This is a genomic window from Streptomyces sp. NPDC048258 (genome assembly GCF_043201995.1).
In the GTDB taxonomy this organism is placed as follows: domain Bacteria; phylum Actinomycetota; class Actinomycetes; order Streptomycetales; family Streptomycetaceae; genus Streptomyces.
In genome coordinates this window covers 53900-77941 of record NZ_JBICZH010000019.1, presented here as the reverse complement: position 1 = coordinate 77941, position 24042 = coordinate 53900, and the positions used below count along the sequence as shown (strand labels likewise).

Annotated in this window: 21 protein-coding genes and 1 pseudogene; 5 read left to right on the top strand and 17 right to left on the bottom strand. The window is 70.8% G+C overall.

What is annotated here, in order from left to right; all coding sequences use genetic code 11:
* Positions 1 to 2: 2 nt before the first annotated feature.
* On the bottom strand, positions 3 to 3548 hold the full coding sequence (locus tag ACGFYQ_RS32720) for a S8 family serine peptidase (protein ID WP_393749805.1): 3546 nt from the start codon (positions 3546 to 3548) through the stop codon (positions 3 to 5).
* 604 nt (positions 3549 to 4152) lie between these two features.
* Positions 4153 to 4947: a polyphosphate kinase 2 gene (ppk2, locus tag ACGFYQ_RS32715; RefSeq protein ID WP_393749868.1), complete on the bottom strand. Its 795-nt coding sequence runs from the start codon at positions 4945 to 4947 to the stop codon at positions 4153 to 4155.
* Between the two features lie 330 nt (positions 4948 to 5277).
* On the opposite strand from ppk2, the gene ACGFYQ_RS32710 reads away from it, so the two are divergent.
* Positions 5278 to 6132, top strand: a complete 855-nt coding sequence (locus tag ACGFYQ_RS32710) for a universal stress protein (RefSeq protein WP_393749804.1) — start codon at positions 5278 to 5280, stop codon at positions 6130 to 6132.
* A gap of 155 nt (positions 6133 to 6287) precedes the next feature.
* On the opposite strand, the gene ACGFYQ_RS32705 is transcribed toward ACGFYQ_RS32710, so the two are convergent.
* From ACGFYQ_RS32705 to ACGFYQ_RS32685, 5 genes and pseudogenes are all read right to left on the bottom strand, one after another.
* A complete protein-coding gene (locus ACGFYQ_RS32705; protein WP_393749803.1) occupies positions 6288 to 8678 on the bottom strand; it encodes a glycoside hydrolase family 65 protein in 2391 nt (796 codons plus the stop codon).
* Positions 8675 to 9433 (bottom strand): HAD family hydrolase, encoded by a 759-nt coding sequence (locus ACGFYQ_RS32700; protein WP_393749802.1) that lies wholly within the window; start codon positions 9431 to 9433, stop codon positions 8675 to 8677. Before ACGFYQ_RS32700 ends, ACGFYQ_RS32705 begins: the two co-directional genes overlap by 4 nt.
* Positions 9434 to 9449: 16 nt before the next feature.
* A pseudogene (locus tag ACGFYQ_RS32695) lies at positions 9450 to 9804 on the bottom strand (alcohol dehydrogenase catalytic domain-containing protein); the annotation flags it as partial.
* A 324-nt stretch (positions 9805 to 10128) separates the two neighbouring features.
* Positions 10129 to 10722: a potassium channel family protein gene (locus ACGFYQ_RS32690; RefSeq protein ID WP_393749801.1), complete on the bottom strand. Its 594-nt coding sequence runs from the start codon at positions 10720 to 10722 to the stop codon at positions 10129 to 10131.
* 279 nt (positions 10723 to 11001) lie between these two features.
* Complete coding sequence (locus ACGFYQ_RS32685) at positions 11002 to 12366, bottom strand: rhodanese-like domain-containing protein (RefSeq protein ID WP_393749800.1); 1365 nt, start codon at positions 12364 to 12366, stop codon at positions 11002 to 11004.
* 218 nt (positions 12367 to 12584) lie between these two features.
* Here ACGFYQ_RS32685 and ACGFYQ_RS32680 point away from each other — a divergent pair, with 218 nt between their 5' ends.
* Entirely contained in the window at positions 12585 to 12956 is a 372-nt protein-coding gene (locus tag ACGFYQ_RS32680; RefSeq protein ID WP_393749799.1) for a hypothetical protein, read from the top strand.
* 884 nt (positions 12957 to 13840) lie between these two features.
* Positions 13841 to 14185, top strand: coding sequence for a peptidase inhibitor family I36 protein (locus ACGFYQ_RS32675; RefSeq protein WP_393749798.1), 345 nt, complete (start codon positions 13841 to 13843; stop codon positions 14183 to 14185).
* A gap of 60 nt (positions 14186 to 14245) precedes the next feature.
* On the opposite strand, the gene ACGFYQ_RS32670 is transcribed toward ACGFYQ_RS32675, so the two are convergent.
* The 9 genes from ACGFYQ_RS32670 to sigJ all read right to left on the bottom strand — a co-directional run bounded on the left by ACGFYQ_RS32670 (position 14246) and on the right by sigJ (position 21194).
* A complete protein-coding gene (locus tag ACGFYQ_RS32670; protein ID WP_393749797.1) occupies positions 14246 to 14608 on the bottom strand; it encodes a transglycosylase family protein in 363 nt (120 codons plus the stop codon).
* Between the two features lie 405 nt (positions 14609 to 15013).
* Positions 15014 to 15979: a glycosyltransferase family 2 protein gene (locus tag ACGFYQ_RS32665; protein WP_393749867.1), complete on the bottom strand. Its 966-nt coding sequence runs from the start codon at positions 15977 to 15979 to the stop codon at positions 15014 to 15016.
* Positions 15980 to 16079: 100 nt separating this feature from the next.
* Positions 16080 to 16421: a hypothetical protein gene (locus ACGFYQ_RS32660; RefSeq protein ID WP_393749796.1), complete on the bottom strand. Its 342-nt coding sequence runs from the start codon at positions 16419 to 16421 to the stop codon at positions 16080 to 16082.
* A 458-nt stretch (positions 16422 to 16879) separates the two neighbouring features.
* The gene (locus ACGFYQ_RS32655) at positions 16880 to 17212 is read right to left on the bottom strand and encodes a DUF1330 domain-containing protein (protein ID WP_393749795.1); all 333 of its coding nucleotides are present in this window, start codon (positions 17210 to 17212) and stop codon (positions 16880 to 16882) included.
* Between the two features lie 93 nt (positions 17213 to 17305).
* Complete coding sequence (locus tag ACGFYQ_RS32650; RefSeq protein WP_393749794.1) at positions 17306 to 17857, bottom strand: hypothetical protein; 552 nt, start codon at positions 17855 to 17857, stop codon at positions 17306 to 17308.
* A 67-nt stretch (positions 17858 to 17924) separates the two neighbouring features.
* Positions 17925 to 18404: a hypothetical protein gene (locus tag ACGFYQ_RS32645; RefSeq protein ID WP_393749793.1), complete on the bottom strand. Its 480-nt coding sequence runs from the start codon at positions 18402 to 18404 to the stop codon at positions 17925 to 17927.
* A gap of 49 nt (positions 18405 to 18453) precedes the next feature.
* On the bottom strand, positions 18454 to 19395 hold the full coding sequence (locus ACGFYQ_RS32640; protein ID WP_393749792.1) for a hypothetical protein: 942 nt from the start codon (positions 19393 to 19395) through the stop codon (positions 18454 to 18456).
* 183 nt (positions 19396 to 19578) lie between these two features.
* Positions 19579 to 20160: a hypothetical protein gene (locus ACGFYQ_RS32635; protein ID WP_393749791.1), complete on the bottom strand. Its 582-nt coding sequence runs from the start codon at positions 20158 to 20160 to the stop codon at positions 19579 to 19581.
* Between the two features lie 80 nt (positions 20161 to 20240).
* Entirely contained in the window at positions 20241 to 21194 is a 954-nt protein-coding gene (gene sigJ / locus ACGFYQ_RS32630) for an RNA polymerase sigma factor SigJ (RefSeq protein WP_393749790.1), read from the bottom strand.
* Between the two features lie 171 nt (positions 21195 to 21365).
* Between sigJ and ACGFYQ_RS32625 the strand changes: the two genes are divergently transcribed.
* Entirely contained in the window at positions 21366 to 21770 is a 405-nt protein-coding gene (locus ACGFYQ_RS32625; protein ID WP_393749789.1) for a hypothetical protein, read from the top strand.
* Between the two features lie 117 nt (positions 21771 to 21887).
* Positions 21888 to 23120, top strand: coding sequence for an FAD-dependent oxidoreductase (locus ACGFYQ_RS32620; RefSeq protein WP_393749788.1), 1233 nt, complete (start codon positions 21888 to 21890; stop codon positions 23118 to 23120).
* A 139-nt stretch (positions 23121 to 23259) separates the two neighbouring features.
* On the opposite strand, the gene ACGFYQ_RS32615 is transcribed toward ACGFYQ_RS32620, so the two are convergent.
* Positions 23260 to 23913: a DNA alkylation repair protein gene (locus ACGFYQ_RS32615; protein WP_393749866.1), complete on the bottom strand. Its 654-nt coding sequence runs from the start codon at positions 23911 to 23913 to the stop codon at positions 23260 to 23262.
* Between the last annotated feature and the right edge of the window lie 129 nt (positions 23914 to 24042).

Here is a 24042-nt window from a genome sequence, read left to right as displayed (position 1 = left end):
GGTCAGTTCTTGTCGGGGCGGTCCGTCACGCGCAGGGTGTTCAGCAGGGGTTTGCCGTAGCCGCTGTGGGCGACGAAGCGGACGTTGAGGACGCCGTCCGTGACCGTGACCGTGTACGTACGGGTCAGGGCCGTGTACGTGCCCGCCTCCAGGGAGATGTCCAGCGACGGCAGTACCTCGGTGCCCTCCGCCAGGACGTCGAAGACGCGCTTGTTCGGCTTGGTGGACGAGAGTTCCGCGAAGCCCAGCTCCACCGTGTACGTGCCGTTCGGGACGTTGTCGAAGCGGTACTCGTACATGCCCTGACGGGCGTTGCGCAGGAGAAGCTGCTCGTCCGTGCCCGCGATCGTGCGGCTGGTGGACTGGACCGAGCTGCTGCCCTGGTAGCCGTACGAGCCCGCCGTGTACTTGCGGTCCGGTGACCAGGCGTCGCCCAGGGCGTCGGTACTCGCGCCGGTCGCCCCGGCGTCCACGGCGGCCTGGTAGCGCGGGACCACGAGCTTGACGGGAACGGTGAGCACGGGGGCGCGGCCGCTGGCCGACGTGATCGACAAGCCCGCCGTGATGACGGCGCCCGGGGCCAGGCCCGTGGTGTCCACCGACAGCGTGAGCGAGGCCTTCCCGCCCGTCGGGAGGTCCCCCGAGGCCGGCGCCACCGCCAGCCAGGGCGCGTCCTCGGCCACGGTGAAGGCCGTGCCGAGACCGGGATTGGTGAGGTCCAGGGTCCGCGTCCGCTTCTGGCCCGGCGGAAGGACGATCTCCACCCCCGGTTTCGCGGCCGTCAACTTGCCGGTGCGCAGGGACCGGGTCACCTGGGTGACCTCGGCCACCCTGACGTCCACGGTGGCCGCCACCGGCTCGTACTGCGGCGCGGTCACTGCGAGCTCCCGCACGCCCAACGGGCTCTGGACCGCGTAGGCGCCGTCGGCCGTGGTGGTGGCCGAGACCGCCGTGTCGCCCGTACCGACGGTCACCTTGGCTCCGGCGACGCCGTTGCCGTCGTTGGCGTCGAGCACCCGGCCCGCCACCACACCGGTCTTGGTGGTGCGGAAGGCGATGGACAACCCTTCCGTGAGGACGGCGGTGTCGAAGGAGTACTGGAACGCGTCGGTGCCGGTCTCGTTCTCCAGGCCGATCGTGCCCGAGGAGCCGCCCTTGGGGCCGGTGCCGCCGACCCCCTTGTAGGAGTACCGCACGGATCCGTCCTCGCTGATCGCCGCGGAGAAGGAGAAGATGCCGGGCTCGTCGGACCACGCATGGAACACCTCGCGCCACTCGATGACGAAGCTCCGGTGCGGCGCCGTACCGGTGACCGCCGTGAAGACCCCTGAATCGCTGTCGGGGCCGCCGACGTCCAGGTCGTCCCAGAACGGGTACAACGCCGCGTTCAGCCCGTCCTCGATCGGGATCTCCCGGTTGACGTCGTCGGGGTCGGTGTGGGGTCCGGCGAAGCCGACGACGCCGTTCGTGCTGATCCAGGCCTGCCCGTACGTCTTGCCGTACAGCGGCACCGGGAAGGGCAGGTCCACGCGCTCGGTGGCGTCGTCGCCGTTCAGTGCGAGCCGCCGCTCTCCCGCCTGGTAGGGGCGGTCGTACGCGGCCGCGCAGGCGTAGCCGTAGCCGTCGGTGCGGGCGGGCAGCTCCACCGCGACGGTGGCGTCCCCGGCGACGGTGACCTCGGCCGTGCCGCCGGCCAGGCAGCGGGAGGCGTGCGTGGCGTTCACGCGGTACGTGCCGTGGGGCAGGACGACCTCGAAGCGGCCCTGCGCGTCGGTGGTCGCGGTCACCGGGGTGTCGGCGACGGTGACGGCGGCGCCGGCCAGCGGAACGGCGGCCGAGGAGACCGTGCCGGTGAGCTTCCCGGAGGCCGCCTCGGTGAGGGTGAGGTCGCCGGTGGCGGTGGTGTTCTCCGTGACCGTCACGGTCGCGCTCTGCTGCACGTAGCCGAACTTCGACGCCGTCACCGTGTACGCGCCCGCTGACAGGGCCGGGAAGCGGTACGTGCCGTCGGCGGCGGTCTTCGCCGTACGGTCGGTCGGGCCGTCCGCGACGACCTTCACCCCGGCGACCGGCCGGCCGTCGGAGCGGACGGTGCCGCCGAGGGCGCCGATCGCGCCGCGCGGCGCGGCGTTCACGGCGGCGAGCGCGTCGAGCCTGCCCTCGCCGAAGACGTTGTTGTCGGCGGGCGTGCCGCCGCACTCGCTGCTGCCGGTGTCCTGCGCGGTGCCGTCCAGGAGCGCCTCGGTCTGCGCTATGTCGCCTTCGAGCGTCGGCGCGGCGGACCAGAGCAGGGCCACGGTCGCGGCGGTGTGCGGCGAGGCCATGGACGTGCCGGAGAAGATCTTGTATTTGCCGCTGGGGATGGAGGAGCGCACGTTCACGCCGGGGGCCGCGATGTTCGGCTGGATGATGCCGCCGGGGCCCGCGCCGCGCGAGGAGAACGATGCGATCTCGCCGTTGATGTCGAAGGCGCCGGAGCTGTAGGAGCTCGCGAAGTCGCCGGGCGAGCCGCTGGTGGCGCAGTCGGGTCCGTTGTTCCCGTTGGAGAAGGCCGGGAAGATGCCGGCGGCCCGCCAGGTGTCGACGATCTCCTGGTACCACGTGTCGCCGCCCGGGCCGCTCCAGGAGTTGTTGACGACGTGTGGGGCGAGGTCGGGGCGGGGGTTGTGGCCGCTCGGATCGGTCGGGGCGACGATCCACTGGCCGGCGGCGAGCAGCGAGGCCTCGGAGCAGGAGTTGGTCTCGCAGCCCTTGGCGGCGATCCACGTGGCGCCCGGGGCGACACCTATCTTGTTGGCGCCGCCGTCGTCGCCGACCATCGTGCCCATCGTGTGGGTGCCGTGGTCGTCGTTGTCGCACGGGGCTGCGGTGGGGCACACGCCCGCGGGGTCGAACCAGTTGTAGCCGTGGTCGTAGGACCCGTCCGCGCTCCGGCCACGGTACGCGTTGGCCACGGCCGGGTGCGTGTGGTCCACGCCGGTGTCGATGTTGGCGACGACGATGCCCTCGCCGCGCACACCGAGCTGGTCCCACACCTGCGGTGCCTTGATCCGGTCGATGTTCCACTCGACGGCGTCGGCGGCTGCCTTCTCCTGCTTGCCGGCCACGGGCTCGGGGAGGACGATCTTGTCGTCGGCGTCGATCCGGGAGACCTCGGGACGCTGGGCCAGGGCCCCGGCGAGTTTCTCGCTGCCGACGACGCGGACCGCGTTCACGATCCAGTACGAGGTGTAGTCGGCCTTCGCGCGGTTCAGGGCTTTGATCATCTCGCTCTGGCTGCGCGCGGCGTGGTCCTTCTTGGCCATCAGCACGGTCGCGGCCTTGGCGGCGCGGGTCTGCTGCCTGCCCGCGGCGGTGAGGTCGGCGGCGCTGTCGAGGTAGACCCAGAAGACGGCCTTGGCGGAGCCGTCGAGCTGGGCGCGGAGCTTGGGTTCGATCTTGCGCTCGGCCGTGCCCGGGGTGGGTCCGGGGTCCGGGGCGGCCGCGGCGACGCCCGTACCGACGGGCAGGAGCAGGGCCGCGGCGAGGGCGGCGAGCGTCGCGCGCAAAGGTCGCCGGCGTGCTCGTGAGGATCGTCGGCTGTCGCGTTGTGCCACGTGTGGTCTCCTCGTACGCCGTGCGCAGGTCATGGGGAAAGGACGGTGGGCCGTGTGAAGGGGCTCGCTGTGCTCCGACTCGGCCTCGGTGAGGGCCCGTTGCCACGGACCTGGCCAAGGCACGTGAGTCGCTGGGGTCCTGGACGGATGTCTTCGGCGTCGAGGGCATCGTGGGCAAGGGTGGGAACCAACCAGCCCTACCGCCCCCGGCCGCGCGCGGCACCGGCACAGGATCCACCGCCGCGACACCACCGAAGCGATCCCGCGGTCATGGGTGTTGGATGGTGCGGAACGAACGACAACGTAGCCGCCGGCCACCGCCCGGGTCGGCCCACCAGGGGTTGATTCCGCCTTACCACCAGGAGGTGACCCCTCCTCCCACCAGGGGGAGCGCCCGGCTACAACCAGGGTGGTACGCCCGCGGTGAACGCCCGGGCCGCGCCCACGTCGAGATTCTCGCGGAGGTCCTGCTTGACCCGGGCGATCGTCCACGCGCGGGCATCACGTTCTTCGCCGACGGTGCGCCGGGCGGGGCGGCCGCCGCGCCCGCCCCGTATCAGGCTTTCCGGAGCGTGGCCGCGTGATCGGGCACGACGGTCTGGAGCTCTTTGGGCGGGCGCTCGTATCCCGTCGACTCGGGCCGGGGCGGCAGGACGATCGACGGCAGGGCCACGTCCTCGTAGGGGACCGAGGACAGCAGGTGGGCGATCATGTTGAGCCGCGCGCTGCGCTTGTCGTCGCTCTCGACCACGTACCAGGGGGCGTCCACCGTGTCCGTGTGGACGAGCATCTCGTCCTTGGCCCGCGAGTACGCCTCCCAGCGCGTGAGGGACTCCAGGTCCATCGGAGAGAGCTTCCATCTCCGCAGCGGGTCCTCCGTACGGCGCCGGAAGCGCTCCTCCTGGACGGCGTCGCTGACGGAGAACCAGTACTTGCGGAGCAGGATCCCGTCTTCCACCAGCATGTGCTCGAAGACGGGGCACTGGCGCAGGAAGCGCTGGTGCTCGGCGGGCGTACAGAAGCCCATGACGTGTTCGACTCCGGCGCGGTTGTACCAGCTGCGGTCGAAGAGCACGATCTCGCCGGCGGCCGGCAGGTGCTCCACGTAGCGCTGGAAGTACCACTGGGTGCGCTCCCGCTCCGTCGGCTTCGGAAGGGCCGCGATGCGTGCCACGCGGGGGTTGAGGTGTTCGGCGACGCGTTTGATCGTTCCCCCCTTGCCCGCCGCGTCGCGGCCCTCGAAGACGACGACCAGTCGGGCACCCTCCACACGCACCCATTCCTGGAGTTTGATCAGCTCCGTCTGGAGCCGGAGCAGCTCCTTCTCGTAGACCGCCTTCTTGAGACCCATGGCCGTTTCCTCCCCGTCGTCGTCCGGCGCTTCGATCAAGTCAGTCACGGCGGGCATCCGCGCGCAACGATGTCCTTCGGGCCCGGGCGTGTCGATACGCCGGCGATCCGTTGACGCGGGTACCGCGGATGCGGCTGGACGAGTTGTTGGACGAGCTCCGGCGCGGGAGGGCGCGCCGCGAACACTGCCCCTCCCGAGTGGAGTGCGGTGCGCGCAGCCAGGATGATGAGAAAGGGCGAGGTGAGCCGATGAGGGGAGCGCCGGGCGAGTACCCGTGGAAGGCGGACGCTGGACATCGGCACCCCACGTCACCCGAGGGAGATGGGCACCATGACGCACCACGTGACCGTCGGCCTGGACGGCTCCGCCGAAAGCTCCGCGGCCGCTCGGTGGGCCGCCCGCGAGGCCCTCCTGCGGGGCGTGCCGCTGGAGATCGTCCACGTGGAGGAGTGGCTCGAACACCCACCGCTCCCGGTCTCGACGACCGAGATCACCCGGCGATGGGCGGATGCCCTGCTCGAAGAGACCGCGCAAGAACTCCGCGCCGCCCATCCCGGGCTGGAGGTCACCACGTCTCGCCTGGGCGGCCTCCCCTCCGAGGCGCTCGCGCGGGCCGCCGGCTCCTCCTCGGTGCTCGTCATCGGTTCGCGCGGACTCGGCAGTGTGGCCGGTTTCGTCGTGGGATCGGTCGCCTCGGCGACCATCGCCGAGGCGCGGCAGCCGGTCGTCCTCGTCCGGGCCTCGACGGACACCTCGACCGACGGTGCCGTCATCGCAGGAGTCGACGTCCGGCGGCCCTGCGACAAGCTGCTGGCCTTCGCGTTCGACGAGGCCTCGCGTCGCGGGAGCCGCCTCCACGTGGTGCACGGCTGGAAACCGCCCCCGATCCTCAGTTACGCCCCCGCCCTCCATCCCGATGCCCTCCAGGAAATGAGCCACGGCACCGCCACCGCCCTGGACGACATGGTCAAGCCCTGGAGCGACAAGTTCCCCACCGTCGAGGTCGTCTGCAGCACGCCCATCGGCCAGGCAGCCGTTCATGTCCTGGACGCCTCGCACGACGCAGCACTCGTCGTCGTCGGCCGCCGTATCCGCACCTCCGCCTTCGGCACCCACATCGGGCCGGTCGCCCACGCGGTCATGCACCACTGTGCCGCGCCGGTAGCCGTCGTAGCGCACGACTGAAGTGCCCGCACAGACAGGCCGACCGTGTCCGCGGCCCGCACCGGCGTGGCCGGGGCCGGGGGGATCCTGTGGCTGCGAGCCCTCTCGGACGAGGAACTCCTCCGCGATGCCGGCGGTCACCCTGTGCCGGGTCGGCGAGCACGGGGAGGGGACGTCTACAGGTGGAACCAGTGCTGCTCGCCGGCGGCCACGTCGACGTGGCGCTCGCCGGGCAGGATCAGCTTGAGCGGGCCCTCTGGGGATACGGGGACGGTGACACCCAGCCGACCGGGCAGGAGCCGGAGACGGACCCCCCGATGGCCGCGGTAGCACAACGTGAACGACAGGTGGGGAACCTCGCGCAGCGGTACCGGGTCGATGCGGAGGGCGTCCGGGCCCGCCTCCAGCCCGGTGATGCCGCGCTCGACGAGGTCGACGGTACCGGCCATGGCGCCGAGGTGGATGCCCTCGGCGGTGGTCCCGCCCTGGACGTCGTTCACGTCGCTGCGCAGGGCTTCCTCGTAGTACCGCCAGGCATCGGGCCCCTGCCCGCGGGCGAGGATCCAGCCGTGCACCAGGCTGCTGAGGGTCGATCCGTGACTGGTGCGCCGCATGTAGTACGAGACCGTCGCGTTCCAGGTCTCGTCGTCGAGTCGGTGGCCGAGGCGGGCGAAGAGCGCGCGCAGGTCGGACGGGCGGAACAGATAACCCAGCATGAGGGTGTCCGCCTGTTTCGATGCCTGGTAGCGGTTGACCGTGTCCCCTTCGGCCTCCAGGATGCGGTCGAGTCTGAGGATGTCGGAGTACCGGGCGCGGTAGGCGTCCCAGTCCAGCTCGGCCAGATTCCCGTAGCCCTCGAACTGGCTGATGACCCCTTGGTGAAAGGGCACGTTCAGACGGCGGGAGATGTCTTCCCAGCGTTCCAGCTCCACTGGGTCGAGGCCGAGTTGACCCGACAGCTCGACACGGCGGGCGACCGGCAGGTCGGCCAGCAGGGCGAGTCCGCGGGCGAGCACCCAGGCCGCGGTCACATTGGTGTACGCGTTGTCGTCGATCCCCGGTGCGACGGCGTCCGGGTAGGCATCGTGGTATTCGTCCGGTCCCAGAACCCCGCGGATGCGGTAGCGCTCTAGTCCCGCGTCGTAGGTGGCCGCCCCGGCCCAGTACCGGGCGATCTCCAGGAACAGTTCCGCGCCGGGGCCGTGGGCGAAGCCCCGGTCACCGGTCGCCAGGCCGTAGCGCCAGGCGTTGAGGGCGATGGCGGATCCGACGTGACGTTGCAGGTGCGAGTGGTCGGGCAGCCACCGGCCGGACCGCGGATTGAGGTGCAGCGCCTGGGTCTCCTCGCGGCCCGAACCGGCACTCTGCCACGGGTACATCGCCCCGCTGCCCCCGGCCTCGCGTGCGGCGTCCAGCGCCGCGGGCAGCCGGCGGTGGCGGTACATGAGCAGAGCGCGCGCCACTTCGGGGAAGTGCAGGGTCATGTACGGCAGGACGAACAGCTCGTCCCAGAAGACGTGGCCGCGGTACGCCTCTCCGTGCAGGCCGCGCGCCGGTACCCCGACATCGAGTTCCGCGGTGTGCGGGGAGAGGGTCTGCAGGACGTGGAACAGGTGGAGCCGGAGAATCCGTCCCGCCTCGCCGGGCACCTGCAGCTCGGCCTGGTCCCACAGACGTCGCCAGGCGGCTCGATGGGACGTGAGGAGCGCGGCGAAGGAGGGTGGCCGCGTCACGTGGTCGATCGCGCGCCGGAGCGGATCGCCCGTGGGCCGGTCGTACGAGGTGTGCAGCGTCGCGGACTTGACGACTCTGGCCGGGCGACTGCGGGCGATGGGGAGGGTGAATCTCTGGGCCGTGCCGGTCTCCCTGCAGCTGATGGTGGCGGGCACGAGGGGGCGCGTCAGCGTTGCGGCGGCGACGGCCACATCGATTCCGGACGTGGCGGTCCGGCAGGAGATCCAGGCGATGCCGTCCCGCTCGACGCCGGCCCGGTGGGCGGTGAGGTGGCGGCCGTCGAGATCCCGGTAGCGCGCCACCCCCGCGTTGGTCACGTTCCCGTCGAGGCGGGACTCGACCTCGACGGCGCCGCGCCAGCCGTACGCGTGGAACACCGTTCGCTGGGCTGCCAGGTACGGGTCGCCCATGTGCACGAGCCTGGTGTGGGTGACACCGAGGCGGCGTCCTCGGCCGTCCTGGAAGAGCATGCGGCGGGTGAGCGTTCCGGTGCGCATGTCGAGCGTGACCCGGTAGTGGCGCAGGCTGGGATCGTCCGGAGTCAGCCACTCCCCCGGGTCGCCGCCCTCGGGAACACAGCGGTAGCGCAGGGGAAGCCAGTTGGGCAGGTTGACCATGTCCTCGTTCTCGACCCGGTGGCCGGACACCTGTGAGGTGAGCCGGTCATAGCAGCCGGCGGCGTAGGTCCCGGGATAGTGAACCGGCCCAGCGTCGGTCTCCGGGGCGGCGCCCCGGGTGGCGAACCTGCCGTTGCCGAGCGTGCACAGCGCTTCGACGAGCCTCTCCTGCTTCGGGTCGTAGTGGTCGTACTGCCAGGTCCAGACGCTGGTCACGGCCTCGCCCCACAGACCTTTTCCACTACGGCGAGGAGATCCGCGACCACCATGTCGGCCCCTCGCGCCACCAAGGCCTTCGCCGCGTCCGGGTTGCCCGCCCGCTCGATGCCGACGACGAGGCGGAAGCCGCCCCGGCGGCCGGCGTCCACCCCGGCCAGGGCGTCCTCGACGACGGCCGCGTCCCGCGGGGCCACACCGAGACGTGCCGAGGCTTCGAGGAAGAGCGCGGGGTCGGGCTTGCCCGCCAGGCCCAGCCGCGCGGCGTCGGTGCCGTCCACCACCGCGTCGAAGAGGTTCACCAATCCGGCGGCTTCGAGCAACGCCCTGGCGTGCCGGGATGATGACGCTGCGGCGCACCGTACGCGTTCGGTCCTGAGCGCGCGAAGTGCGGGAGCGGCGTCCTCGAAGGCCTTCACGGCGCCAGCGTCCAGTATCCGGCTGAAGGCCTGTTCCTTGCGCGCGGCGACGGCCCACACCGTGCCGCAGCCCGGTGGGTCACCCGGTGCGCCGGGTGGCAGATCCATCGCGCGGGCGCTGAGCCAGGCGAGCGCGCCGTCGTAGCGGGGTTTCCCGTCGACCAGCTCCCTGTACTCACCCTCCACGTCGAAGGGGCGCCGGCGACTTCCGCTCCCGGCCTCCGCCCAGAAGGCCAGGCAGCCGTCGAAGGCGGTCTTCCAGGCTGCCGCGTGCAGGGGTGCCGAGTCGAGCAGCACTCCGTCGGTGTCGAAGACGACCGCGCCCGGTCCGGTCATCGGTTCACCACGCGGCGGCCGGCAGCAGCGCGTCGCAGCTGTCCACGGAGCTCGGCAGCGGGTTCACGGAAGGGTCCGCGAAGGGCACCCGTACGTATGCGGCCCGGGTGCCGTCGATGGCCGAGCACACGGTCGCCGGGGCGGACCGTGCGTACGTCGCCTCCGGTCTCGACGACGGTGCCGACGGCTTCATGGCCCAGAATCCGGCCGGGGGTCACCTCGGGCACATCACCCTTGACGATGTGCGGGTCGGTGCCGCAGATGGTCACTGCGTCGACGCGGACGATCGCGTCCGCCGCATCCGTGAGACCGGGATCCGGGACGTCCTGCCACGCGGTCTCTCCCGGTCCCTGGAAGACGAGTGCCTTCATGACATCGCCCTTTCTTCCTGTTCGGTGGTCCAGTGGGCGTCACCGCAAGGCCGGCCCGCGACGGCCACCCCGCGCATGGGCCGGTCGGTCCCCCGGCAGGGCCTGTCGAGCCCATCCACCAGGCACCGGCGATGCCATGGTGGAAGCCGCCTCCAGGCCCGTACCGCAGCGGTTCCGGGGCGGTGTCCGTACCGTCACCGGCAGCACGTTCCTGGTCGGGGGCGGTCACGCCCGCATCCTGGTCGACCGCGGCCTCTTCCAGGGTTTCGCAGACCCACGCCGCCGCAACTGGGAGAAGCTTCCGTGCGACGCGGCGATGCGCCCTCAGGCGCCGGCATGGTGTCCGTGGTCGCGGGCGAAGGCCTCGAAGACCTGACACGCCGCACCACGGGTGTGGAGGAAGCGCTGGTCGAGGATGGCGGCGAGGTCCTCCAGAGCGGCGCGGAGTACGGCGGCCGAGAGGCGGACATCAGGATGGCGGGCGACGGACGCCTGGTCGGCCAGGGCCTCCAGCGGGGCGAAGATCCGCAGCCATCCCTCGGTGGGCGCGATGTCGCCGAGACCGAGGGTGGAGACGTTGACCAAGGAGATGTACAGCGCGTCGACGAACGAGGCATGCTCGGCGGGCCGAAGTCCGGCGGTGTACGTGAACGCGTCCGGCATGTGCGGCCAGTAGATCAGCGCCCAGCCCACGACCACGGTCAGGGCCCACACCGCGACCACGGCCACCATGGCCAGGGGGCCGGTCAGGCCGGATGCCCGACGCCGTGGCGTCAGAGAGGAGGACAGCCGCCACAGACTGGTCATGACCAGTCGGCTCAAGCCACCGTGGCGCGTGGGATGCCACAGCGTGTGGAACACGTCCCGCAGGACGAACAAGACCAGGGCCGCACCCGCGACGTTGAACAGCCAGTTCATCCGGCTTCCCCTTCCTGCGTCGGCCACTCACCCTTCCGTACGGGAGCACCGGTCCGCCGGAGCCGCGCACAGCGTCGAACCATCCGCCGCGGGGATGCGTGATCCAGCACCCTGCACGCGTCCCTCGACGCCGCCCATGGCCGGGCCGCGCCGTTCCGGTCCAGGATGCGCCGACGGTTGGGGGGCGGGGCGTCGACGGCGACGAGCAGGCTGGACCGGGCGGGTTGGCGCGCAGTCCAAGGGGTATGCCGGAGCCGGTCCCGCCGCTGGCGCGAGTGGTCACGCACCTTCCTCCAGGGCTCGGCCGGTGGCCTTGGCCCAGTCGGCGGGGCCGCCGTCGAGGACGGCGAGGTCCTGGTGTCCGGCGCGCTGGAGGAGGCTGGCGGCGGTCATGGCGCGTTCGCCGTGACCGCAGGCGACCACGGCGCCCGCGGGGGCTTCGGCGGAACGCTCGTCGAGGTCTCCGAGTTCGATGTGGACGGCGTCCGGGATGTGTCCGTCGAGGTGTTCGGCCCGCTGCCGGACGTCGAGTACGGGACGCTCGGCGATGCGGTCGGCGGGGAGCAGCTCGATGCGCTGTTGCCGGCCTCCGTCGGCCGTCCAGGCTTCCATGCCGCCGTCGAGGTGGCCGGCCAGCCGCTCGTACCCGATCTTCAGTGCCTGCCAGGTGAGTTCCGCGAGGTCCTGGCCGGGGGCTGCGACGAAAACGATCGGGGTGTCGTCGGGCAGTAGCCAGCCCAGCCAGGTGGCGAACTGGTCCCGCAGCCGGATGGAGACGGCTCCCGGGATGTGTCCGTGGGCGAAGTCCGCCAAACGGCGTACGTCGACGAGGTGAGCGCCCTCGTCGAGGAGAGCGCGGACCTGGGCGGGCGAAAGCGCGGCGAGCACCGGGGTGGAGGCGATGACTGTCGGCCCGCGCCGGTTCGCCTCGCCGAGCCGGTCGAAGTAGGCGGGGTAGGAGCCGAGGCTTCCCAGCAGCTGCGCGACGAAGGCATCCTCATCCGGCGCGGAGAGCAGCGGGTTGGCCCGTCGCTGGTCGCCGATGGTGGTGGTGCGTTCGGCGCCGGGCGGGGCGGAGCAGAACGAGCCCGCGCCGTGCGTCGGCCAGACGTCGGTGGTGTCCGGCAGCTCGGCCAGCCGCCTGAGCGAGTGGTACTGGGCGCGGGCCAGCTCCTCGGCTCGGTCGGCGCCGAGCAGGTCCGTACGGGCGGCCGAGCCGACGATCAGCGAACCGCCGGTGAACACGCCCAGCTCGCGGGTGCTGTCCAGGAGCAGGAAGGAGAGGTGCTCGTCGGTGTGGCCGGGGGTGGCCAGCGCGCGCAGGGTCAGGCCGCCGAGATCGGTCTCGTCGCCGTCGGCGAGCGGGATGTGCGGGAACGCGCGGTCTCCCGCTGCGGAGGCCAGTACGGTCGCGCCGTCGTCGGCCGCCAGCTGCACCGCCCCGGAGAGGAAGTCGGCGTGGAGGTGCGTGTCGGCGGCGTACGCGACGGTCAGGCCGCGCCGGTCGGCTGCCGCGCGCAGAGCACGCAGATCCCGGCTCGCGTCCACGGCCAAGGCCCGGCCGTCACCGAGGTCGACGAGGTAGGCGCTGTTGCCCAGACCCTTGTCGACCAGCGGTATCAGATGATCGTCGACGAAGCCCATGAGGTCCTCCACCTGTCACGGTAGACGCCGTGTGGTCTCAGTACCTGCCCGTGGATACATATTCCATGGATCTATGGAGAATGCGAGGGGAGATGCCGCACGGAGGGGTTCTGGCACTGATCTCGTGGCGGCCAACCGTGTGTGCCTCACCCGTGTCGTCTGTCACGAGACCACGGCCGGCACTTCGTGGCTGAGCTCCACCAAGCGAAGATCGCTCCATGGACCACGTCATCGACCTCGACCAAGCTGCCGCTGAGATCGCCGCACGGCTTCCCGCCTGGACTGCGTCTGGACTCAGCCCCAGACCGATCACCTGGCGGGACGAGGCCGCTCTCTGGCCTCAGCGGTTGGAGACCGAGCGGGCCCTCGTCGCCGACCCGGATTCGATCGGCGTATGCATCCTGGGCGCCGACGGTTGGACCGAGCTGCACCTCGTCCTGTATCGAGGCGGCTGGGCAGACCTCGACGCACTGACCGACAACGAGGTCACCACCGAATGCCCGCAGATCACCACCCCGGAGGAGTTCGGCAGCCTCCTCGACTCCTCCGTCACGCGCTTCCTGGGCGCCGGCCGGAGTCCGGCCACCTGACGAGGTCGTGTCCGGCGCTGATGGCCTCGCGACGGTCCGTAGATCAAAGGGCGTGGAGGACCCGGATGCGCAAGGAGGTCGAAGTTGCGGGATCGGTTCCGTGGTGGTCCCGGATGGTGGGGCGCTTCGCGGCATCGTCACCGACCGTGAGCCGGCCCTGCGTGTGCTGGCCAGGGGCTTGGATGTGGAAGGGCAGCCGACCGTGCCGACCCGGCCCCTTCGGGGGGCGACAGCGAGTCGGCCTTGGACGGCATCGTTGATGCAGACACCCACGATCCACCCCGAGGGCCGGTGGCTCTATGCGGCCGGCAAGGGGCGATCCGCTGCATCCCGTTGGCCGCGGACGCACCGCCGTTCCTTGCCTCGGCCCCCGGCCGCAACCTGCTCCGCGGCACCGTGGGTGGCCGAGTCCTGGAGTACTCGCTTCCGCGCTGGTCCACGTCGGATGTCAGTCGCCACCACCGCCACCGCCACCGCAGCCTCCGCCGCCTCCGCAGGACGAGCCGCCGCCCCCGCAGCCGCCCCCGCCGCCTTCGCTCCACGAGCCTCCGCGCCCCCGCTTGCGCGACGACCCACCGCTACCCCCCATCGCTGCCACGATCAGCACGAAGAAGATGAAGCCCGCGATCACCAGGAACTCCATGTCCCCTACCCCCGTTCTCTGTTCCCCGTTCCCCGTTCCGGTCCCATCCGGTCCGTGCCAGGTGGATCCCCCGCCCGGCCGCCGGACCAACCCCACTTGAGGAACTCCAGAGCTTCGAACGTCGTACGTCAGCCGAGGGCCTCGCTCTTGAGCCGGCGGTGGGTGCGCGCGGGCAGGCCGTCTTCCCCCATGCACGCATGGGCGTGGACGATGGGGGAACGACGCCGCAAAGGAGAAACACATGAGGGCACGTACGGTGCGCACTCTGCTCGTGGCCGGGACGGTCGTCCTGGCCACTCTCGGCTCCCCCACCGCGGCGCAGGCCCTGCCCGCGTGCCCGAGCAACGCCATCTGCCTGTGGCGCTTCCAGGACGGGACGGGGGACGTGTACGTGTGGCGCGGCGGTTACGTGGACCTGCCCAGCAGGTTCGTGGACCACGTCGGCTCGTTCCGGGCCAACAGGACCGGCGCCTTCATCGACTGGGCGACCGGCAAGGACTGCCGTCCGGTCCGGGTCGGCGACTACGCCTCCAACTACCAGGGGCGGTTCGGCGGGAAGATCGACGCGGTCGGCAACACCTGCTGACGGTCGGCGCGTCCAGCCGGGCCCGACAGGGCGGTCGCGCCGCCCTGTCGGAGGGTCCCCTCAGCGACGGCGTGCGCAGGTCCAGGCCCCCATGCCCTGCATCTTGGCGAGCCTCCTCGCCGTCGCGATCTGCTCCGTCTTCGTCGCGAGGTCTGCGCGTGGTGCGTACTTGCGGCCTCCTGCCGCGTTCCAGCTCGACCGGGTGAACTGCAACCCCCCGTAATGGCCGTTACCGGTGTTCGCCTTCCAGTTCCCGCCGGATTCACACCGGGCGATGGCGTCCCAGTCAGGAGTGGGTTTGGAGTGGACCGCGGCGGCGTGCGCCCCGGAGACATCCAGCAGGGCCACGGTCAACAAGACCCCGGCAACCAGCAGTTGACCGATCGTTCTCCGGCTTCGCCGGTCGTTCCGGTGGCGCGACATCAGTCCTCCTTCGCTGTTGGGGCGGGCATGCCACGAACAGCGGGCGGGCCCGCGTACGGCCCTGTTCGGACCGCTGCCACAGCACAGCACGGACCGACGTCCATACAGCGGCACTTGCCATCGGAGAAGGGACGACGCCACCCGAACGGACGCTCCAAGGCCCCTCGTGAGGCCGTCATCGCGGGAAAACGCCCCTACCCCGGACGTGACACAAGGCGACTCGCGTCGAGAACGCCCTGGAGCAGCGGGACCTTCGCGGACCGGGCAGCGGGAACTTCAGCCGGCCTCCCCATTTCGGCTGATCAGCCGAAATGAAGCCCGCCACGCGTGCGCCATCAGAGAAAAGGTGACTGACCAGACCGGTCGGCGCAGGACCATGTGGAGCCCGGTGTGCGGTTTTGCCGGTTACCGCTGTTCTTCGTCTGTGTCACGAGCTACGCAATAGGTGGGACGGGCTTGGACGGCAGTGTAGATGCGGGCCACGTACTCACCGAGCATTCCCAAACAGAAAAGCTGAACAGCACCGAAGAACAAGACCGTGGTGATCAAGGAGGTCCAACCGGGCAGGGTACTTCCCGTGGCGTAGACGATGAGGGTCCAGGTGAGAAACGCGAGGCAGACGACGAGACTGAAGGCGCCGATCGCCGTGGCCAGGCGCAGTGGGGCTGCCGAGAAGCTGGTGACGCTGTCCCATGCCAGGAGGATCATTTTGTGTAAGGGATATTTGGTGGTGCCGGCCACCCGCTCTCCGCGCTGATAGGTGATCTGGCCGCCGGGGAAGCCGAGCCAAGGGATGAGCAGACGATAGATCTGTTGCTGGTCGGGGAGAGTTTTGAGGGTTTCCACGACAGGACGGGACAGTAGGCGGAAGTCGCCTGCCTGAGCGGGAACGAAGGAGCCGGCCAGGCGGCGCATGAGCCAGTAGTAGGCGGCGGCTGTCCGGCGTTTGAATCCGGTGTCGGTGGAGCGGTCGACACGGACGCCATAGACGATGTCCAGACCATCTGCCCGGGCCAGGGCGAGCATGTCGGGGATGATTTCCGGCGGGTCCTGGAGGTCTGCGTCGATGCTGATCACATAGGCACCGAGGGCACGGTGCAGTCCGGCGGTCAGGGCGGCTTGGTGGCCGCTGTTTCGCCGGAGGGCCACGATGCGCAGCTGGGGCCAGACAGTGCGCAAATCTTCCAGCAGAGGGGCGGTCCTGTCGGTCGAGCCGTCATCGACGGCGAGGACCTCGTATGGTTCGCCGCACCCGTCGAGGATCGGCCGGAGCCGCGCCGCCAGAACGGGCAGGGCCTCCTCCTCGTTAAAAATGGGAACCACGATCGACAGCGCGATCGATTCCCTGCGTGTGTCATACACAGCACTCATCATGCGGGAAGCACCTGAAGCCGGCATTTTGGGACACCGGAGCGCCGTCCCGCCTCGTGCCTCCACTGCTTCCACTGCTTCCACTGCTTCCAGCGGCGGGTCATGCGTGGCTGAGGATCACCAGCAGCGCCGTGCATTCCGCGAGGAGCTGGGCGGCGAGCGCCGTCTGCCGCACCCGCAGGGCGGGAGCGGCCAGGACGACGACGAACGCCACGGCGCCGAGGCCGACACCCCAGGCGAACAGCCATCCGGGAAGCCCCGTGTTGCACTGCTCCCCGTACGTCACACAGCGCGACGCCCGCTCGGAGGACAAGGTCAGCAAACCGGCCGCCAGGGCCGCCGGCACGAAAAGGGCGGCGGACAGGACGGACCAGAACCGGGAGCGGTCCCTTCCTCCGTCGACCCGCACAGAGGATGCCGCAGAGGGAGCAGTTGCGTTCATGCCTCCATCCAACGCGTTCAGCGGGCCCGGCACAGCCGTCCGGGTACTCACCTCACGGGTGTGCGCCGTACTCAGACCGCCGACTCGTCTGTTTGTCCCGCAGGGTTCGGTCCCTGTCCTCCCCGTGCTGTGCAGGGAGACGACGGTGTCCGTCTCGCCGTCGGTCGTGGGCACCGCAGGGGCCTTCGGCGGGCAGGGTGCGCCGCGCCGTGTCGCGGGGCCGCTCGGACAGTCCCGGATTCGTCGACCAGCACGAGGACTCAGGTGGCCCGTACGTCACCGAAGGAACAGTAGACCGTGTGCAGGGTGGCTTTGTGGTCCTGGTCGCGGCCGATGGAGTGCCAGGCATGGATGAGCATCTCGGCGTCCGGCACGGCAGATGCTCCTGTCTGTCGTGGTCGGAGTGGAGTTCTACGGTTGGTGCCGGGGCGGCCCGATGTCCGGATCCAGGAGCGAGGTCAGCGTGGCAGCGTGCGGGCTCGCTCGGCCGGGTCGTAGTTCGGCCCGACGCCCTCGATCAGCAGCAAGTCGCCCTCGACGTGGTCGGTACGCAAACTCAGAATGGCCCGGTAGGGCGGAGAGTCGTACCAGGCACGGGCTTCGGCCAGGCTGGGGAACTCGATCAGCACCATGCTGCCGGGCCACGTACCCTCTACGACTTCGGCCGGCGGACCGTGGATGACGAAGCGGCCCGCGAAAGGGTCGAGGGTTGCCTGGATGCGCTCCAGGTACTCGATGATGTCGGAGTGATTCCGGCGGCTGCGGAGATGAGCGAAGCCGTAAGCGGACACGGTGGAGCTCCTTCGTTCCGGGGGTGTGAGCGATGACCGGAACGTAGCCGAGGGTGGTCGGGCGGTGCGATTACCCCAGGGGTAATCGACGGCCTACGGCGCCCCCAGCAGCGGGGCGAGAGGGTCCTCGGTGAGGTGGAGCGGCGCCGCCAGGGCCTCCTCGTAGGGCGCGCGCGGGAAGGTGTAGGGACCGAGGGGCAGTTCACCCCACTGCGGACGGTGGGGCTGGTGGAAAGCGGACCAGGTGACCGTCCGCTCGGTGGCGGTGACGGTGGCGAGCAGGGGCCAGCAGGCGTCGATCCCGCAGGGGCAGCCCAGGAGGACGAGGGCACCGCTCTCCGGGTGGCGGAGTTCCGGTTCCGGGTCCCCCAGGAAGTGGGCCCGGGCCCGGGTGTCGTCGGCCAGGTGCAGCGGGGCGTGTTGACGCAGGAGGAACTCCTCGCGCTCCTGCGGGGTGTCGTCGTCCTCGTCGAGCTCCCGTTCCCAGAGCTCGCGGGTGGCGTGCGCGACGAGGATGCGCAGATCGGTGCCGTCGATCCGGATTCCCCACGCGGACAGGTGGGTGTAGCCGGGGTGGGGTTGACGGAGGAATTCCACGCGGTGCGGGGCGGGGTCCGGGGGATGCGGGCCGGTCGGCAGGGTCATGTGGGCCATCCTGCCGGGGCCGCCCTCCCCGGGCCACCGGATATGACAGGGCCGGGCCCTGTCCGGGTCAGACGCGCCACCAGAAGCCGGGCACGGTCGCCATCGCCACCATCAGAAGGGCACCGGCGCCGGTCGTGACGGCCGCGGACACCGGCCTGCGGCGCGGGTCCGCGAAGGCGGCCGACCACATCAGGGGCACCGAGAGGAAGAAGACGCCCAGCCCGCCCAGTGCTCCTATGTACGACCACATCATGAGCACGGGCCCTCCGATCGCCGAAGCCCGTACGAACGCCGCCCGGCGATGGTGGAGGAGCAGCGGCCACGCCACCAGCGCGGCCGTGACGGAGCAGACCAGCGGGTAGCCGATGCCCTCGGTGTAGGCGCTGAACATGAACGCCGGCGGCACGGGGGCGAGCAGGGCGCACACGGCGAGCCCGAACTGCCACGGGTGAACCCCGTCCCGGGCCCCGTCCCGGGCCCCGTTCCGGGCGCCATCGCGAGCACCTCCACCGGGAGTACCCCTGCCGGTCACCACGACGGCTCTCACGACGCCTCCCCCACAGCCACTTCGGCTGAACGCGTTCAATTCAACGCGTTCAGCCTACTGGACCGCGAGCCCTCCCGGCGAGCGCGGTCCGCAGCTGCTCGTAGGTCGGAGCCAACCGGCGCAGACCGTCCGCCAGGGCCCGGTCGTCGCCCGTGACCAGGGGGTGTTGGAGCCCGCCGACCAGCCGCGCCTGCCCGGACGCGACAGCCGCCGCCTCGGGGAGCCCCAGCGAGTCCAGGCAGTGCGCGGCGTCGGCGAGTCGGCGCGCGCCGACTCTGATCGCGAAGTGCGCCAGGAACCCTCGCACACCCGCGTCGAGTCCCCCCTCCGCTCGGGCGGCCAAGACCTCCAAACCTGCGGCACCTCCGAGCGTCCCCGGCGGCACCGGCCGGTCGCCTCGGCCCGTCAGCCACCGCTCCGCGTCGGGCAGCGACCGTCGCAGCGCCTCCTCCGGTGTGACCTTCCGTTCCCGGACGAAGCCGGCGCGCATCACGTAGGGGGCGTCGACATAGCCGACCGCCTTCGCCTCCCACGCGGCGAGGAAGTCCGCGACCGGCAGCGTCGCACAGGGATGACCCTGCGGGTCGTGGAAGACCACCGTGCCGCCCTCGACTTCCAGCACGACCACGAAGTGGTCGCCACCGTCGGCGGTGGGTGTGCCCGGCTGGTGGAGCAGTAGCCCCATGTCGACGGGTCCGACCAGGACGGGCCCTTGGGCGGAGGCCTCGCGCAGCCGCTCCTCGGCCTCCTCGGCCGTGCCGCCGGCGGTACGCGCACAGCGCACGCCGAGCAGGGCGATGGCCGCGTCCAGGCCCAGATCCGGGTCCCAGCCGTAGGGGTCGAACAGCGGCAGAGTGCCGCCGATCAACTCGAAGCCGAACGGCGAACCGGTCAGCACCTCGATGACCGCCGGGGGCGGGGCCGCCTCGCCGAGGACCATGGCCAGGGAGTTGGCGTAGCAGTACGGGCCGGAGCCGATGTAGTGCGTCACTGGTTGTCCTGTCTGCTTCGGTCAGGAAGCGATGATGGGCCGCTGCAGCCGCGTCACCCATGCGGTGGTCTCCTGGGGGCAGCCCAAACAGATGGTCAACACGACGCCATCCAGTGCAGACCCTGACACCGTGTGATGGTCAAGCCCAGGGCGGTCGGCAAGCCCACTCGATCCGGCCCGTCCTCATACCCGGCGCCTCCAGACCAGCCTCCAGCGTTCCGCGCGTGCGGTCTCGACGCCGGGCGGGGGCACGGTGGGCCGTCCGGCGAGGCTCACCCCGCATCCCGCGCAGAGCAGGTGTTCCGTGAACCCGTCGTGCCAGAACTTCGTACCGCGGCCCGTCGCGCACACCGGGCATTCGGCCAGATCCCCGGCAGGGGCGCGCAGGATGCGCGGCATCACCACCGTGAGCGGTTCGGCCGGGTGGGACTCCGGGTCGGGGTACCAGAGCCGGCGTCGTGGTTCGGGCGGGTCGGGAACGCGTACGCCGGCGGCCTTTTGCGCATGGCGGTGGACCTGCCACACACGGAACTCCGCCAGCCAGATCTCCCGCGCGGCGTGCAGCTCCTCGACGGCCCGCACCACCGCCTCCGAGTCCATCTCGGGCTCGGCCGGAATACCGGCGCTGCGGCAGAGGTGGTGGTAGGTCGCCTTGAAGCCGTAGGGGGCGAACTCCGCGATGCACGTGCGCAGCGCCACGAAGCGCTGCACCGGTGAACGCGTACGGTCGTACGCTCGCAGGCGATGTGTCGTGAAGCTGCCCATCACACGAGCCTAAGGGCAGTCCCGTAATCCCCGGTGGATCAGCGCACGGCGTCAGATGCGGTGCATCGCAAGGCGCCGGGTCAGCTCCGTCCGTTCTCGGTCCACGGACGGAGTTTCTCCGGGTTACGGACCGCCCAGATGCGAGTGATGCGGCCACCAGTGAGGTCGAACGCAGCCACGGTCACGGTGACGCCGGCGTGCTGGGCGACCAGGCCGGGCCGGCCGTTGACCGTACGCTCCAGGAGCGTCAGCCCAGGGGCTTTGCCGGCGATGTGGATCAGGTACTGGGCGATGCGCTCGCTGCCCTCGACCGGGCGGAGGACGGCGCCGACCAGGCCGCCGCCGTCGGCGATCATCGTGGCGCCGGGGTCGAGGAGGCCGACGAGGGCCTCGATGTCCCTGGCCTCCCACGCCTCCTTGAAATGCCGCACCAGACCGGCCTGCCCGGCCCTCGGAACCGCCGGAGCCTGCGCGGCGCGCATCCGCCGACGGGCCGAGGACGCCAGCTGCCGGCAGGCCGCGGGCGTCCGGCCGACGATCTCGGCGATCTCGGGGAAGGGGTACCGGAAGACGTCGTGGAGGATGAACGCCACGCGCTCGGCCGGCGTCATCGACTCCAGTAGGACGAGGAAGGCCATGCTCACCGACTCGTCCAGGGTGACCCGGTCGGCGGGGTCGGCCGGCTCGGCCCTGCCGCCGCCCGCCCGCCCGCTGAACCACTCCGTACGGTCGGGCAGCGGCTCGGGTATCCATTCGCCGACGTAGCGCTCGCGCCGGGCCCGCGCCGAGCCGAGCATGTCCAGGCAGATGCGGCCGGCCACCGTCGTCAGCCAGGCACCGGGAGACTCGATGGCCTCCTGCCGTTGGCGCGACATCGCGTACCAGCGGGCGTAGGTCTCCTGCACGGCGTCCTCGGCCTCGGCCAGCGAACCGAGCAGCCGGTAGGCGAGATTGATCAGCTGGCGCCGCTCGTCGACGACAGCGCTCAGGCCCGGCTCGGACCGTTCATGCCCTGGCTCGGATGGGGTGCTCATGGTTGCGACCGCTCCCTGGTTCTTCTCGTCCGATTCCGCTCTCGACACTTCGACGAAACACCGCACCGGAGTGTGAGGTCGGCGCCTCGCCTCACATTTCGCGGAGCTGCGTCGTCGGACCACCGAGACACTACCGATCCACCGCCGCGAGGCAGAAGAGGGGACCGCGTCATGGCCACACAGACGACGGCAGTACAGGGCAGAGTCACGTTCCCGCAGGTCGCGATGGCCCTGCAGACGTTGGCCCTCTTCTTCCAGGCGGTCACCGCCGGAATGCTGCTGTCCTCGTCCCACGGCTACGTACTGCACGACGCCGGATCGAAGGTGATGTACGGCGCGTCGATGCTGTACGTGCTCGCCGCGATCCTGGCGTGGCGGCCGGGCGGCGGGTCACCCCGCCCCATCCTGTACGCGTCCGGCTTCCTCGTACTCGCTTCGGTGCAGGTGGTGCTGGGCATCGCTCACATGCCGTCGCTCCATGTCCCCCTGGGCATCCTGATGTTCGGCCTGAGCGTGCTGGCACTGGGCCAGGTGCTGTCCACCCGCCGGCCGGACCGCTCCGGCACCCGGTCGTAGCCGCCGCTCTGCGCCTGAAGGCGGGTCAGGCCGGCCTCGCCGTTACCGGCCCCGCCGCCCCCGGTGCGGTATATGTCCCCTGGGACACACCCGATCCCCGCGAAGGGAGTGGTTGCCGTGGAGCGAACGACCTGCTGCGTGGTGGGAGGCGGGCCGGCCGGAATGGTGCTGGCGCTGCTGCTGGCCCGCGCAGGGGTGGAGGTGACGGTGCTGGAGAAGCACGGCGACTTCCTGCGCGACTTCCGCGGTGACACCGTGCACCCCTCCACCCTGTCGCTGCTGGACGACATCGGCCTCGCCGAACGGTTCGCCCAGCTGCCGCAGCGCCGCGTGACCACGGTGCGGCTGCCCATCGGGCCGGACCGGTCCCCGGTCACGGTCGGGAACATCGGGGCGCTGCACGGGAAGTACAACTACATCGCGATGGTCCCCCAGTGGGACCTGCTCGACCTCCTCGCCGACGAAGCGGGCCGGGAACCCTGCTTCCGCCTCCGCATGGACACCGAGGCGACCTCCTTCCTCATCGAGCGCGGACGGGTCACGGGCGTGCACTACCGCACCGCGGACGGCAGCACCGGCGAGCTCAGGGCCACCCTGACCGTGGCCTGCGACGGCCGTGGCTCACTGGCCAGAGCACTGCCCGAACTCGGCCTGGAACAGTTCCCGTGCCCCATGGACGCCTGGTGGTTCCGCCTGCCGCGCCGCGAGGACGACCCCAGCGGACTCGTGGGCGCCCTGGGCGACAGGTTCTTCACCGCGCTCATCGACCGCGGCGACTACTGGCAGTGCGCCGCGCTCATCCCCAAAGGAACCGACGCCGAACGCCGCGCCGAGGGCTTGGAGCGCTTCATGGCCCGGTTCACGGCCGCCGCCCCATGGCTGGCCGACCGGAGCGACGCGGTCACCTCCTGGGACGAGGTGAAACTGCTCGACGTACGACTCGACCGCCTGCGCCGCTGGCACCGCCCCGGGCTGCTGTGCATCGGCGACGCCGCCCACGCGATGTCACCCGTCTTCGGCATCGGCATCAACCTCGCCGTACAGGACGCAGTGGCCGCGGCCCGCTACCTCGTGCACCCGCTGCGCGAGGGCACCGTAGGACTCCGCGACGTGCGCCGCGTCCAAATCCGCCGCCGGCCCACCACCGTGGCGACCCAAGGCCTCCAGCGCCTCGCCCACGCCCAGGTCATCGGACCGCTGCTGGCCGGCCGCAACGCGTTCGGCGATCCCCGACGGGCCAAGCGGATGACGGAGCTCGTCACCGACTCACGGTGGCTGAACCGGATCCCGGCCTACTTCATCGCGTACGGAGCCCTGCGCGAGCGCCCCCCGAGGGAATCGCTCCGCTGAACCACCCGCCAGGAGGCTGCCGGGATGCGTCACCGGCCGAGGACCGTGTCGACGTCGCCGCCACGTGCGGGCCCGAGGTGGCCACGACATACGATCGCCGCAAGCACCGCCAGGTCGTCGCAGCGACGTCGACCGCCGATCAGGCCACCGTCTTGTCGTGCTGTCGTCGCACCATCTCGGAGATCCAGATGGGCGCGAACGGAGACGTGCAACCCTGGGACGTCGGGTAGTCCTTGAGCACCTCCAGCCGCTCACCGATGTCGATCGCACGGGCGCGGTGCTCGGCATGCCCGATCCCGATCTGAGCCAGGCAATGGTTCATCGCCCACTGCAGGCGGTCCGGGGCGTCCTTCATCTCCGCCTCGATGACGTCGAGCAGACCTGCGAGGTCGAGGCCCCCGGGCTTCTTCGCCACACGTTCGGTGGTCAGCGCCCAGCCGGCACTCGCGACCACCGGATCCGGATCGGCGGACCAGGCCAAGCGCAGCTCTTCCGAGCACGGGTTCTTCTTCACCACGTAGTTCACGAGCCAGTCGTGCACCTTGGGTGTGCGCGCCTCGCGCACCATGACGTCCAGCTCGTCACTCGCGAACGCCTTCGGGCGGCAGATCAGCATCGCCAGCAGTCTCGCCGCGGTGTCATCCGTCGCCCAGAGCCGGCACGCGAGTTCCTGCTGCGTCTTCAGCCGCTTCGCGAGCGCGCGCAGCTTGCCGAGGTTCACACCGTGATCGTCACCGTGTCTCTCGTTCACCACGCGTGCCTTCGGGTCCTCGAGCGCGGCCAGCTCGGCCATCACCTCGGCCAACGCCGTCTCGGCCACCTCAGCCTCCTGTCCATCACGTGCGGGATTCAGCCTACGACGGACGTCGGCCTCCTGTCGTACATGCCGGTTCCGCGGCAGCATCGCCGGCGTGAAGGGCGG